Here is a 15,105-nt window from a genome sequence, read left to right on the forward strand (position 1 = left end):
AATTTTTTTAGAATCCTAATTTGATGCCAAGGGTTATGTTCCGTGTTTCAGGAAATGCAGTTTCTTCGCCATTCACTGGGTTTTGTTCCGGGCTATACGACCTGAAATCCGTGAATGTGAAGAGGTTGGTGCCCGTGACATAGACCTTGGCATTTTGCAGTCCAATTTTGGAGAATGTTTCCCTTGGGATGTTGTACCCCAATGTGAGGGTCCTCAAACGCACATAGGAAGCATCCCTGACCGCAAACGAATAGAGGTGCAGGTGTGTGTCCGGTTTTGGCCTTGGGTATTCCGTGGAGGGATATTCGGGCGTATAATATTTGGTCCTAATCCCATTGATGGCCCCTTTCCACAATTCTCCATTGGCAAGTACAGGGTTTAACTTAGTGGCTCCTTGAACAATGAAAATGTCGGCAAAGAGGTCAAAATTCTTGTAAGATATGGTATTGGTTATTGAACCATACCAATCGGGATCGGCGTTGATGAACACATTGTCCCTGTCATCGATCTGTCCGTTTCCGTCCTGGTCCACGACCCTTACGTCACCAGCTTGTGCCAATGGGTTTCCAGAGCCGGCAATATCGTCACCCACTTGATAGATTCCATCATATTTCGGCCCCCAAATAGGGTTCAGGGACTGGCCCACGGACAACCTTCTTCCTGATGTGTCAGTAATGTCGATTGGAATTCCATTTTCATCAGTTTCACCTGTAAGAGAAATTACTTCATTTCTATTACTGGAAAAGATAAGACCCAAGGACCACCTAAAATTTTGTTTTCTTATCAGGTTTGAGGTCAATGTAGCTTCAACACCTCTGTTTTGAACCTCACCCACATTAAAGCGGATTACATTGAAACCGGTCGTTCCTGCAATGGTTCTATCCAGCAATAAATCGGTAGTATTAGCTTTATAATATTCCACACTGCCTTCAAAGAAATTGTTGAACAGTCTAAAATCCACACCGGTGTTTAGGGTAGTGGTGGTCTCCCATTTTAGGTTTGGATTAGGGAGTCGTGATGATGCTGTAGAACCTGCAACAGTTTCCGTGGATTGTGTGGAAGTATTATAAAAAACATAAGGGAGGTTATCCGCCACTCCCAAGGATTCCAACGGGTTGATGCCCTGATTTCCTGTGGCACCGTAGCTGACCCTTAGTTTCAATTCGTTGATGGCCTCAACATTTTGAAGGAATGGCTCGTTCTGCATCTTCCAGGCCACGGAAACTGCAGGGAAGAATCCCCATTTGTTGTTTTCCGCAAAAACCGATGCGCCATCCGCCCGGGCAGTGGCTTCCAATAGGTAGCGATCTAAGTAACCATAACGTACCCTTCCCAAAAAGGAAAGGAGCCTACGTCTGGAAACATCCCTTGGGTTGTTGAGCAGGGTAGTGGCATTGCCATTGTAGCCCAGTGCATCATAGGTGAAACCGGACTTATCGATTTGGGTGTACTCGTTGCGCTGCTCATCAAAGGCCTGCACAGCGGTAAGGTCTAGTGCATGGTTTTCATGGATCTGCGGTGCATAGCTCAATATGTTTTCCACCAATACCTGTTTGAACAGGGTGTTGGACAATACGCCAAGCCCATCCATGCCCTCATCCCCTGCCGAATGCAATGAGCTTCTGTAAATACCCCTATTGGTATTCCTGTTCCGCAGGAAAGTCTTCAGGGTATAGCTGAGGTTAGGTGTGAAGTTATAGACCAAACTCAGGTTGATATCTGTAAGATTGATCTTGGTTTCATCGGTGGATTCCCTTTGGTCCCACAAGGGGTTCACGGCGGTGTTGGATGGGCCCAAGTAGAACTTTACCAGCTCGCCTTCTTCATCGAAAGGTTTTGCCAATGGGGTGATGGTGGTGAAATTCAATCCACCGGTTTCCCTGTCTTGGTTTGCGTTTTGGTAGTTGAGGATTCCCCTGAAGACCAATTTGTCCGTAAGCTGCTGCTCAATGTTCAGTTTGAAGGTGCCCCTGTCAAAACTGGAGTTTGGGATGATACCTTCTTGGGTAAAATAGTTGACACTGGAGAAAATCTTGGTTTTCTCCGTCCCTGAAGAAAAACTAAGGGAGTGGCTCTGGATCACGGCGTCGCGAAGCACAAGGTCTTCCCAGTTTACAAAATTGCGGTTTTCTATGGCTTCCAGTTCAAAGGGCGAGAAGATGTTCTCGTCATTGAGATAGGCGCCGGTAAACCTGTTCCTGTTGGCCTCCCTTCTGAGGTCGATGAACTGTTGGCCATCGTATTGGTTAAAATTTTTGGTCAGGGTCTGAATGGTGGTATAGCCATGGTAATCTATGGTTGCCTTTCCTGTACGACCTGTTTTGGTGGTGACCAAAATAACACCATTGGATGCCCTGGATCCATAAATGGCGGTAGAAGAGGCATCTTTTAAGATTTCGATGTTTGCAATATCATCCGGGGCCACATCATTGAGGTTGTCAAAAGGCAGACCGTCCACAATGATCAAGGGGGAGTTGCCATTTGGTGCCACCGATACATTTCCACGAATCACAATGTTGGAGCCTCCACCGGGTCGTGCATCACCCAGATTGACCTGGACCCCCGCGGCCCTACCTCTCAACATTTCGGAAACGTTGGTGGTGGGAACATTGGTGGCTTCTTCTACTTCAACGCTGGTCACGGAACCGATGACGTTACTTTTCTTTTGGGTACCATACCCTACTACGATTACCTCGTCCAATGCCTGGGTATCCTCCTGCAGGACGATGTTGATGACATCCTGTGCACCCACTGGGACTTCCTGCGTCACAAAACCAATGTAGCTGAATATAAGAACATCAGTGTTGGAGACACCATCTATATTGAACATCCCATCAAAATCGGTCACAACACCATTGGTAGTGCCTTTGATGAGGACATTGACCCCGGGCATGGGGCCTGTGTTGTCAGATACTGTTCCTGTAATGGTCTTTGTTTGTGAAAATCCATAAGTAGTGCATAGGAGCACCAGCAATTTTACAATGCCATATCTCATTTTGAGTAATTTAGTTTGAGGGTAAAGTAAAAGGCTTAACGTCTTCTTAACAAAAGATACGCCTCTATATAAAACCTACATTGGCAATTAAGAGGGGTATAATTTGAGATTTCATCAGAAAAACCCTTTAAAATATGATGATTTGAAAATATTGCAACAGTTGAATTATGGTGGTGTGAATCGATGAAAATGCATCCAAAAAAGACTGTTGTAGGGTCAATGTAGAGGTGATTTGGGTGTTTGTAGAGTAATGCAAGGACAAAGTAGAGTTGCCCTAGAAGTTCAAAATATACTCTATGAGGTTATCCTCGTGCGGAAGGTCGAACTTTTTACGCAGCCTATAGCGTTTCATTTCAACACTTTTTACTGAGATATTGAGGAGCGGAGCTATTTCTTTTGACGAAAGGTTCAGCCTTAAGTAGGCGCAGAGCCGGAGGTCGTTGTTGGTCAGGCTGTCGTGTTTTGTCTTGATCCTTTTCAGAAAGTCCTTATCAGCATTGTTAAAGGCATCCTCAAAAAACTTCCAATCGTCTTCACTGTTGATGTTCCTGTCTATCTCCCTGAGTACGGATTTGATGTTGTTGTCCTTGTTGGGAATATTGTTCAACTGTGATTTCAAGGAGGAAAGAAACTTGTTCTTCTTCAGGATGCTCATGGTGGATATGGCCAGTTCCCTGCTCTTGTTGTCTATTTCGTCCTGGAGTTTTTCGTTCAGAAGTTGGGAAATCCGTTCCTTTTCTTGTAGCTTTTGTCGTTCGAGTTCTTTTTGGTTCTTTTTGATAAGGGATTCCTGTTTTTTCCGATAGTACCTTTTATAGATCCTGTGAATGAAGATGAACATAAGAGTGAGCCCTACCACATATCCAAGAATGGCCAAGTTGGAAACATACCAAGGGCGAAGCACGGAAAAACTGTAGGAGGCCACATTTTCAGTGAGGTTGTTTCCCACCATGGCCCTAACGCTGAAAGTGTATTCTCCAAAAGGAAGGTTCTTGAAAGAGGTCTCTGGGATGTCGGACCAATCGCTCCAATCGTTGTAAAGCCCTTCCAATCTGTGTTGGTATCTCACTTCGGTGTATTTGTCGAACTCAGGGACACTGTACTCAAAAATGAGGTTATTATTGGCATATTTGAATTCCCCGGCGAGTTCTAGAGCGGCTTTTGTGGATGCATCCCGGTAATCACCATAATAAACTGTGTTGATTTTGATGCTGTTCGTAATGGGTCTCACCTTCTCCAGATTGAGGGATACATAACCGTTGGAGCTTCCAATGAGGTATTCGTTCTCGTCGATCATGGAAATGTTCTCAAAACCCGATACGCCCAAGTTGCTTCTCAGTGTGCTGGGCATGGGAATATTGGTGTCGCTCAACGTTCCGCTCAAGGTGCTTTGGGTGATGTATTTGATCCCATTATCGCTAAAGAACCATAGCTTTTGGCCCAAAGTGTCAGGGATAATGATGCTGATGGGACTTTCATTTTCCTTGAAGACCAACTGTGTCATGGCGCTGTCCATGGAAATGTCCTTCAAATGGTCCTTGAGTGCGTAGATGCCCGTATAGGTTTTGTAATACAACCGATCCCTGAACCGGAATATGTTGGAACTGTGCCCAATGGGTTCCAAGTTCGTTACCTTCGTTACGCGTTGCAGTTCTGGGTCCAGTTCAATTTGGTATAGCCCCTTTTGCTCATGGTTGACCACGACTTCGAGGGAATCCATTTCAAAAAAGCGACTGGAAATGGTGAAGCCTTCGATGACATTGCGCAATGACCAGGCATCCATTTTCTTTTCCAGCACACTGAGCCCATTGTAGTTTCCTTGTAGAATGAGGTTTTGGTCATGTTTTAATGGTTTTACGGCCCAAGTGCCCCTAAAATCGGATACGAGTTCCGCCACATCTTCTTCCACCACAAAAGTACCGCTGTTATGTCCACAGAAAATGGTGGAGCCCACCAATTGAAGGCTCCAGACCTGACCTTCCGTGCCGGTTACCAATTTAAATTCATCGGAAACATCGGTCCTTCTGGAAAAAAGCCCCTGATTGGTTCCCAAATACATTCGGTTTTTGTGGCGCAGGGCAGCATAGACCAACCCGATCTTGCCGAGTTTGTCCACATATTCGTTGAAGGGGGAATATAGATTGATGACACTGACACCATTGTCCAGCCCAAGCCATAGATTGTGATCCATGTCCTCAAAAAGGGACAGTACAGTGTTGTTGTTGAGCCCTTTGGCCTGATTGATGTTCCGAATCAGTTTGCCTTCTTTGGACAAGTGATAGAAACCATTGGAAATACTCCCGAGCACAAAAGAGCCATCGTCCAGTTGGATGCTGCTATATAATTTGGCGACCAAACCATCCATGTCCGTTTGCCAAGGCGTGAGCGTTTCAAAATCGTACAGGTAGCATTTGGCATCTTCCGTTACGATCAGAAGATCATCGTTCAGTTCATACAGCCCGATAATGGCAACGTTGGCAAGTACCGGATCGTTGTCAACCAAGACGGCTTTACCGTTCGCAATGGTGAACAAGCCTTGTTTGGCCTTTTGAAAATAGATCTTGTCCTTGATCAAATGTAGTTTGGCCTTGGCCGAGCTGGCCTCGAGGATCTTGAAACTGTTCTCCACAAGGTCATAGATGTAGATCCTGTCCAGGGATTGGAACAATACCCAATGGTCAAGGGCCAATATGTCCCAAAATTCCTCGTCTTCGGACAACGGGGAATCCAGTCTGTCCGATAGTGAAGTGTAAGAAAGTTGTCCGGTATCTTCTTTGTACCAGAACCCAAATTCCCGGTAAGATCCTGTATAGATTTTATCGCCAATGGCCTTTACGGACCTAATGATGGCAGGGGACGGCAGTTGATATTTATGCCAAGTGTTCCCGTCAAATTCCAATAAGCTGAAATGGTTGGCAATATAGATGTTCCTTGTGGATGATTGGGAAATGCCCCAGTTTTGGTATTCCCCGTTGTATTCCTTCGGAGTATAGTTTTGGATGGGGGGCAGTTCCTGTGAGAACAATCCCCAACAAATGAATACCAGAAAATAGGTAAAAAAGAATCTCAATGCAATCCGTTTTTGTTGCCAGTTGATGGACCGTGAAGATAAAAAAATAGCGCAACACTTGTGTTCCCGACTTTTTTGGTGCCGGGGTCATTCGGGAACAAAATGGATTGAAAGTATTACGGACAGAATGCCTTCTCCCTTTTTCGTCTTGTGGTGGATTTCTGGAAGTAAATTATGGATGCTCCAATGCCAGCTCCCATCAGTGCAAGTAGTGCACCCACAATGCTGGAATAGGGCACCCCGAGACCAAAGACCATGGGGAGACCGCCGAGATAGGCCCCCGAGGCGTTACCCATGTTAAAGGCACTTTGGTTCATGGAAGACCCCAGCTTTTCTGCTCCTTTGGCAGCTTTGATGATGGCCGTTTGTATAGGCGCGGTCACAGAAAAAGTAATTACCCCCACCATAAAACTGATGATGAACATCGCATAGACATTCTCCGCCATGATGGCATTGGCAATGAGGACGGTGGTCATGCTGAGCAGACTGATGACCACAGATTTGACCGGACTGAAGATCTCCACCATTTTGGCCCCCAAAAAGTTACCGATGAACATTCCCAGTCCAGCAACGATCATTACGTAGCTTACGCTGGTTTCAGGAAGTCCAGTGACCGATATGACCAAAGGTGCGATATAGCTGTACCAAGCAAAGAAGCCTCCTGTGCCCACAGTGGTGAGTGCTATCAGTGCCCATAATTTTTTGTTCTTGATCCCTTTTGTGGCGGTTTGACCTTCTTGGTTTTCCAATTCACCGAAAGAATCCTGGGGCATCCAAAAGAAGAGACTTGCCAAGGTGGCCAATCCAGCTATTCCAACCAGTAAAAAGGATAAGCTCCAGTGCCACTCTTGTCCGATATAGGTTCCGAGCGGAACCCCTATCACATTGGCAATGGTGAGTCCCGAGAACATAATGGCCATGGCCTGTGCCGCCTTTCCGGGTTTGGCCAAGTAGCCGGATACCACAGCCCCTATTCCAAAGAAGGCACCATGGGGCATTCCTGATAAAAACCGAAAAAGGAGCATGACCCAATAGTTGCCCGAGAATGCGGACAAGGTATTGAAGACCGTGAACCAGAGCATCAGGAACAAAAGTGATTTTTTTGGGCTGAGGTTGTTGGTCAACCGTGCCATAAAAGGTGCACCTACCACAACGCCGAGAGCATAAATGGCAATAAAGTGGCCCGATGTGGATATGGAAATGCCCATGGAATCTGCAATGTTGGGAAGAATGCCCATGATCACAAATTCCGTTAGTCCTATACCAAACCCGCCTACGGCGAGGGATAGCAGCGCTTTTTTGTTTGTATGTCCCAGGTTGTTGTTCAAGCTCAGAATTCTTTTCAAGTAAACCAAACAGCAAAAATACGGAGGATTCGGTAAAAGGTCTGCAAGGATTTTTTCCAAAACCTGTTCGAAATTACCCTTTGGGGCAATACAAACCAATGGGAACGGAAAGTTAAAATAAATGCTTTGATTGGAACAGCCCTGAACAAAGGTGACTATTCAATAAAATTTGAAAATGAGTTAATGCTTCTCGAAGAAAAAATACGGCCAGGGCTGTTTCATGGAACTAAAATAGTCTGCAACGGGAAATTGTGGGGAAACCCTTATCCATGATTACCCTTGCCGACGTAAGAGAACCATTTTACAAACAAAAATGCCCGTTACTGGGAACGGGCATTCAGGTACATTGATATCTAAGAAAAAGGCGGGCGGTGAAGGAATATGATAGCTAATTCAAACAGACTTCCGAGAATTGTACAAAACTTAATGGATTTTGTCTTTTTAGAAGTAAGTCCTTATAGCCGCCCAGCCTTGGTTATTTAATCTATGACAAAGCAACCCAATCGCTTTGTTGCAGGGGTACTTTTAAAACGGCAAGTACTAGTTTTAACAGAACTTTTGGGCATTCAGGCCATATATACTTCTTGCTTGTAGAAAGCGTTTCGGTATCCGTTGGGGCTGATCCCCGTACTCTTTTTAAAAGCGGTGTAAAAACTGTTTTTGCTGTTGAAGCCCACTTCGTACATAATGGCCTTTACACTAAGGCTCGGATTGGACGCCAATAAACGTTTCGCTTCCTTTACCCGATACTCGCTCAAGTAGGTGTAAAAGTTTTTGGAAAAATAGGTGTTGATCACCTGGGATACTTTGTACCTGTTGTGTTTGATGTGTTCGGCAAGATCGTCAAGGCCCATATCGTTGTTCCGATAGATTTTATCCTCGTCGAAGGCCTTTGTGATCATGGCCCTGATCTTGAGGGCCTGTTCTTTTGTGAGTCCGGACTTTTCATATTTGCGCTGTCCGTGCTGTGCGATTATATTTTTGTCCTGTTCGCCCAGATACTTCATTTTGATTTGATGGAGTAATCTTTTCATTTGATTTGATGAATTTTTGATTGATGGATACTAGTTACATTCAAAAGAGGTGTTTTTAGGTGTTCCCGATAAGAATTTACTTCTTTCGGATGGTGTTCAGGTATTGGCTAGGGGTTAGATCGGTATCTTTTTTAAAGGCCTTGTTGAAGGATACCTTGTTGTTAAAGCCTACTTCATAGGCAATATCGATGATGTTGAGTTCATTCTGTTCATTGAGGAGCTTTTTGGCCTCTTTCACACGAAAGGTGTTCACAAATTCGTGGAAGTTCATTCCAAAATGTTCGTTGATCAATTGGGAGGCATTGTGACGGGTGGTGTCCATTTTTTCGGCCACCATGTCAAGGTTGATGTCATTTTTCAGGTACAATTTTTGGTTTTGGAACAGGTCATGGAGCACCTCTTTCAGTTCTAGGGAAAGACTATCCGTCAGCCCGGATTTTACATACTTCTCCGGGAACAACTGATTGGTATAGGCATAAAGGCCACTGAAAACATCGGGCTGTACGTTGGCGGCATAGCCTACATAGAGTACCATAAGGCTCATCATCACTATGGGGGCATGGTAGAAAAAACCACTGTTCTTGCCCATGATGACCAAAATGCCGAAAATGATATAAACGACCACATAGCTGGCGTGGATCCTATACATGTTTCTTTGCCAGACTCGGGTTCTATTGGATAGCCCTTCATCGCTTTTTGAAATGATGAGATGGACAAAATAGGCATAAACGGCCAATGAAATGGCTTTGAGGGACACCAATGGTAAAAGCTGTGCCGAATCGCCGGGGTTTAGACCATTTTCGAGCCTATCGAGCATGAGGTTTATTTTTTCTGGACCCGATAAGGAATATACCTCTGCCATTAAATATATGGTCAGTAGGAGTGTAGGAAAAAAATGTAAAAGGTCCTTGGGCGTAAAATCCTTGGATTGCGATACCCTCCTAAAATAAAGAAAGAGCAATGGTCCATACAAGAGCGCCGACCAAGTGGTCATCAAATAGGTATGGGGAAATTGGAACACATAATTGGTATTGTTGGCGCAGATATTCAGTATAAAAACGGAATGGATGAACACAAAAACGGCTATGAGGACCCTAGCCTGTTTGTCAATTTTCTTATTGAGCAAGACCACTGACATTACGTATAAACCAATGATGGCCACAAAAAAATAGATGATGGACCAGGTATTCATCTTGGGCAGTACCGTTCCGGATATTTTTTTGAACCTGTCCGTGGCCCTGATGTCATCAAAGCCTTCATGCATCAGAAAATTTGGCCGAAAGTCTATTTTAAAATAGTCATATATATAGGATATGGCCTTGTCTCCATTGTCCTCGGCAGCTTCGCTAAGGGCCAGTTTTTTGATGATATGTATTCGTTGTTCCGTGTCCGTTGACCCCAGATTTTTCTCATAGATGGGGATGGCCTTTTTGTAGCGGTGGATGTTGAAATAATAGTCGGCCCAATCCAATGAATCCTGAAAACTAACAGGAATGTCGTCGGGGGTTATGGTTGGAGGGGTCTTCCCCCATAGGCAGGCCATAGGGAACAACAGGGTAATCAGGACAATAAGCCTGGTGACTTGCCTCATTTTTGATTGATGATGAATTTGATTGGTCAACAATTTAAGAAAATAAGAGGTTCAAAATGTGACAGACAACCGGTTAAAGTAAGCCCCGATAATAGTTTACCTTTTAAAAATACAAAATAAGTTATTGATTTTCAATTAAATAAAGAGATTATCTTTTTGGTTCGACCTCGTGTTAAAGTTTTGCCAATGCTTTTTATTGGAGAATAAATGAGAAAAAGTCAACTTCGTAATTGACTAATTCAAAATCAAACAAATGAAGACAAGGCTGAATGCAGTCCCAGTGCTGCTATTTATGTTACTTGTGCAATTCTCGTTTGCACAAAACAAGACAATTACGGGAACGGTGACCACTGCTCCCGATGGAATGCCACTTCCAGGGGCAAATGTTATTGTAAAGGGCACCACAACGGGCGTCCAAACAGATTTTGATGGAAATTATTCCATATCTGCGAGTGCAGGACAAACGTTGGTCTTTTCGTACTTGGGTTACAAATCCATTGAACAGGCTGTTGGAAACCGTTCTGTCATCAATGTAAGCTTGGAAGAGGATGCCCAGGCCTTGGAGGAGGTGATCGTAACGGCGTACGGTACCAGTACCAAGGAAGCCTTCACGGGTTCCGCCAGTGTGATCGGTGCCGCGGACTTGGAAGTAAGGAACGTGACGTCCCCGATTGCCGCCATCGAAGGTAGGGCTACGGGTGTCCAGTTCACATCCGCTTCCGGTCAGCCCGGATCATCACCCGGCATAGTCATACGAGGGGTGGGAACGCTAAATAGTTCGCCTGATCCTTTGTTCATTGTGGATGGTGTCCAATATGAAGGAGCATTGAACACCATTAACCAAGAGGATATCAAATCATTTACCATTCTCAAGGATGCAGCTTCAACATCGCTGTATGGATCAAGGGCTGCCAATGGGGTGGTGATGATCACCACCAAGAGCGGTAAAAAAGGAGGGATAAAAGTAAATGCTTCCATGCAGTACGGTCTGGTTTCCAGAGGAATCCCTGCTTATGAAGAGGTCACTCCCGGTCAGTACTATGAGGTGATGTGGGAGGCCTTGCGAAATTCTGGTGCAGGTGGAGGAGATCCAGCTTATGCTTCTGCGAATATCTACAACAGTCTCGGATACAATCCATTTAATGTGCCCAACGACCAGGTCGTAGGAACGGACGGTAGACTTAATCCCAATGCCAATGTCATTTTTAAGAGCTTGGACTGGTACGATCTAATGGATAGGACAGGTGTCAGGCAAAACTATAATGTCAATGTTTCAGGCGGTGGTGAAGACCATACCGTTTTCTTTTCCGCATCCTATTTGGATGAGGAAGGGTTTGTGGTCACTTCAGGGTTTGACCGTTTGACGACCCGTCTCAATGCAGAGTTTGATGTCAGTGACCGTGTGAAGATCGGTGGTAGTGCCAACGTTACCATTTCGGAATCTGTTGGGCCAAGTTCTGCCGGTACGGGAAGCATCGTGAATCCTTTTGGCTTTGCCAAGAACATTGGTTCCATCTACCCAGTTTATGTGAACGACCTACAAGGAAACCTTGTGCTTGATGCCGGGGGCAACCCAATATTCGACAACGGTGAGGGATATCCAGAGTACAACACTGGATCAAGGCCCATCAGCCAAGGGCGCCATGCATTGCAAGAGCTCTTGCTGAACGACGAAAGGGATAGGGACAATACCTATGGTTTCAGGTTCTTCACCGATGTTGAGATCTTCGATGGGCTCAGGGCCAGGATCAACTATGGACGGGACATCAATGAAGGTCTGGAAAAGGAGTATGAGAACAACATTATTGGGGATGCCCAGCCCACAGGAAGGTACAGTGAAGCGAGAAATAGGAGACAAGTGGAAAATTTCAACCAGATCTTGACTTATACCAAGAGTTTCAATGACATTCACAATGTGGAGATCACAGCAGGGCATGAAAGCTATGAAAGGACTTATTCCGGCAACACTTCGTTGGCCATCAACCAAACGGCCGAAGGGATATATGAGTTTGACAACTTTGCCACGCCAGTAAGCTTGGGTGGCTCCACGACCAACAAGACGTTGGAAGGTTATTTCATGAGGGCCAACTATAATTTTGATAATAAATACTATATCAGTGCTTCTGCCAGAAAGGATGGCTCTTCTGTGTTCAGCAAGGTATCCAGATGGGGTACTTTTTATTCCGTTGGTGCCTCTTGGCGAATAGACCAAGAAGGTTTTATGGATAATGTATCCTTTGTTGATCAACTGAAGTTAAGGGGTTCTTATGGGGAATTGGGAAATGATGCCCTGGGCAGTCCAGTGGACTATTTCATATCCCAGCCTAGATATTCCCTTACCTCCAATGCAGGTAATCCGGCCATCATCTATTCAGATATAGGCAACTCAGATTTGATATGGGAAACACAGGAGAGTTTTGATGTGGCGTTGGAATTTGCCTTGTTCAACAATTTCTTGGATGGTTCGGTCGAATACTACAAGAAAAGTTCATCCAAGTTGCTCTATGACCTGCCCATTGCGTTGAGCAATGGTTTGAACACGGTCCCTACCAACATTGGCGACATGTACAATTCAGGTTTTGAGATTGGCCTTACCACACATTTGGTCAATCAGAATGACTTTAGGTGGGATCTTACCTTTCAGGCTTCGACATTTAAGAATGAGATTACCTCCCTGCCAGACCCATTTATAACCGGTTCAAAACGCTGGGATATAGGACGTTCACGATATGATTTCTATCTGTTGAGAACCGCTGGTGTAGATCCCGAAACAGGGGATCAGCTGTTCCTGATGTTCGAATTGGACGAGGATGGAAACAGTGTCCCCGTATTGGATGGGAACGGTGTCCAAGAAACCACTAACAACTGGGAGGAGACTGAAAGAGCCTATACAGGGGACAGCTCTCTTCCCGATCTTTTGGGATCTGTTGCGAACAGTCTAAGCTACAAAGGGTTTTCGCTTGACTTCCTGATTACCTATGGTATTGGCGGTAAGATCCTGGACAACGGTTATTCTGCCATGATGCACAGTGGGGATTTTGGAGACTCATACCATCCAGATATCCTAAAGGCTTGGAGACAACCCGGAGATATTACGGATGTGCCCAGATTGGAAAGTGGGAACCCTGATTTGGTACGTACACAATCTGACCGTTTCTTGACCGATGCCTCTTTTTGGGCATTGAAAAATGTCAATATCGGATATAGCTTCGGGGACAACATTGTGGAGCAACTAGGGGTGGACAATCTGAGACTGTCGGTAACCGGTGAAAACTTGTTCCTAAATAGCAAAAGAACCGGGCTGAACCCACAGTACAACTTGGCAGGAACTCCTTCTGGAAACGATTATAACCCCGCACGGATCATCTCTGTAGGTTTAAACGTAGCATTTTAATAAAAACAATAAAACATAATAGTTATGTTAAGCAAAATAAAATTCATGTTATTCGTAATACTGGCTGTTACAATAACGTCATGTGACGAAGATTTTCTGGAGACAAAGCCGACAGATGCCATTTCTGCCAATGACGCACTTGCCACCGCAGAAAATATGGCACTCATTCTGAACGGACTGCACCGTGGTCTCTACGCCCAATCCCAGACCATACTGCCCGGGGGCGATTCCAATAGGGCGGGCAATCACTATTGGATACCACTTGGCGATAATATTGCGGGAGGGGTGATCCATACAGCCAGCTCCAATAATTTGGGATGGCAGGATGAAACACGATGGACATCGCATACCCAAGAAACTTCCTTGACATCGGAACTCCTGTGGTACCATAGATACAATATCATCGCCAGTTCAAATGCCATCATCAACAAAGCGACAGATGGAAGCTTGGTGGAAGATGATAGACTACGCGAAATATTGGGACAGGCCTATACCTATAGGGTGTATGCATACCTTTCCTTGATCCAGCACTATGCCAAAGGCTATTTGATTGGGAACCCTACCTCAGATCCAGGGGTACCACTGTTGTTTTCTTCGGAGGCCCCCTTTACTAGTGCCCCACGGTCTACTGTGGAAGAAATCTATAACCAAATGGAACTGGATATTGATGCGGCCATCGGCTATTTTGAAAATGCTACGGCCAGACCAACAGGTACCGCTGATGCCAAATCCCAACTCAATATAGATGTGGCCTATGGCCTGAAGGCCAGGGTGGCCCTTTCGAAAGGAGATTGGCAAACCGCAGCGGATGCCGCTGTCATGGCACGCCAGAACTATCCATTGATGGACGAGGCCGATTGGAAATCCGGATTCAACACCACCCTATTGCCAGAAGTGATCTGGGGGAGCAATGTGATCACTACGGAAACCACTTTTTTTCGTTCCTATTTCTATTTGATCTGCAATACGTTCAACGGAAGCCATAACAGGAACAGCCCTAAAATCGTGGACAGAAGGTTGTATGACCAGATTCCCGACACAGACTATAGAAAAGATGTGTTCTTGGCCGATGCACCCAATACCAATAGCTCCGCATCCAATGGGCAAGGTGGTTTTGGCAATGACCCCAATTATGACAACGAGGATGAGTTCAATGCCAAAAGGCTGGAGTACCAAGAGCAATATGGTTGGACCAGCGCACACAATGAACATCCCTATATGCAGGTGAAGTTTTTGCAGAAGAACCCAGGTACCACCGATCCCGATGACATCATCTACATGCGCTCTGCCGAAATGTACTTGATCGAGGCCGAGGCAATGGCCATGATGAACGACATACCTGGGGCACAGGCAGCCCTTGAACCCTTGGGAACCGCAAGGGATAGCAATTATGACGTTTCCATCTACAACACCCAAGAATCCTTGATGGAGCACATCAAGTTCCAGAGGGGCGTGGAGCTGTATGGCGAAGGCTTCCTGTATACGGACAAGATCCGTTGGGATGAAGGAATAGACCATGCGGCCGATGGAGGCTCTGGCGCATCCCAAGTGTTGTACCAGAATGGCTTCCAGCAGGACAGGCCTTCAGTAAACGACGATTGGATCTTTAAGATCCCACAAAAAGAGATCGATGCCAATCCGAACCTAGGTCCCGGCGATCAAAATTAATACCAAT

7 protein-coding genes are annotated in these 15,105 nt (G+C 45.4%); 2 read left to right on the forward strand and 5 right to left on the reverse strand.

Translation table 11 applies throughout. The annotated features are described in order from the left end of the window. Nucleotides 1–7: 7 nt before the first annotated feature. The 5 genes from FOT42_RS08515 to FOT42_RS08535 form a co-directional block, all read right to left on the reverse strand. Nucleotides 8–2,995: a SusC/RagA family TonB-linked outer membrane protein gene (locus FOT42_RS08515; RefSeq protein ID WP_151890147.1), complete on the reverse strand. Its 2,988-nt coding sequence runs from the start codon at nt 2,993–2,995 to the stop codon at nt 8–10. Between the two features lie 274 nt (nt 2,996–3,269). Then, entirely contained in the window at nt 3,270–6,065 is a 2,796-nt protein-coding gene (locus FOT42_RS08520) for a helix-turn-helix and ligand-binding sensor domain-containing protein (protein WP_151890148.1), read from the reverse strand. A 116-nt stretch (nt 6,066–6,181) separates the two neighbouring features. After that, nucleotides 6,182–7,393 (reverse strand): MFS transporter, encoded by a 1,212-nt coding sequence (locus tag FOT42_RS08525; RefSeq protein WP_226789829.1) that lies wholly within the window; start codon nt 7,391–7,393, stop codon nt 6,182–6,184. Nucleotides 7,394–7,977: 584 nt separating this feature from the next. Further along, complete coding sequence (locus tag FOT42_RS08530; protein ID WP_151890149.1) at nt 7,978–8,445, reverse strand: helix-turn-helix domain-containing protein; 468 nt, start codon at nt 8,443–8,445, stop codon at nt 7,978–7,980. A gap of 76 nt (nt 8,446–8,521) precedes the next feature. Further along, nucleotides 8,522–10,036 carry a helix-turn-helix domain-containing protein gene (locus FOT42_RS08535; RefSeq protein ID WP_151890150.1) on the reverse strand — a complete coding sequence of 505 codons (1,515 nt, stop codon included), beginning with the start codon at nt 10,034–10,036 and terminating at the stop codon, nt 8,522–8,524. A 253-nt stretch (nt 10,037–10,289) separates the two neighbouring features. On the opposite strand from FOT42_RS08535, the gene FOT42_RS08540 reads away from it, so the two are divergent. Together FOT42_RS08540 and FOT42_RS08545 are read left to right on the forward strand one after the other, a co-directional pair. After that, the gene (locus FOT42_RS08540) at nt 10,290–13,430 is read left to right on the forward strand and encodes a SusC/RagA family TonB-linked outer membrane protein (protein ID WP_151890151.1); all 3,141 of its coding nucleotides are present in this window, start codon (nt 10,290–10,292) and stop codon (nt 13,428–13,430) included. 24 nt (nt 13,431–13,454) lie between these two features. Then, nucleotides 13,455–15,098, forward strand: coding sequence for a RagB/SusD family nutrient uptake outer membrane protein (locus FOT42_RS08545; RefSeq protein WP_151890152.1), 1,644 nt, complete (start codon nt 13,455–13,457; stop codon nt 15,096–15,098). The last annotated feature ends 7 nt before the right edge of the window (nt 15,099–15,105 follow it).

This window comes from Flagellimonas hadalis (assembly GCF_007785775.2).
GTDB lineage: Bacteria > Bacteroidota > Bacteroidia > Flavobacteriales > Flavobacteriaceae > Flagellimonas > Flagellimonas hadalis.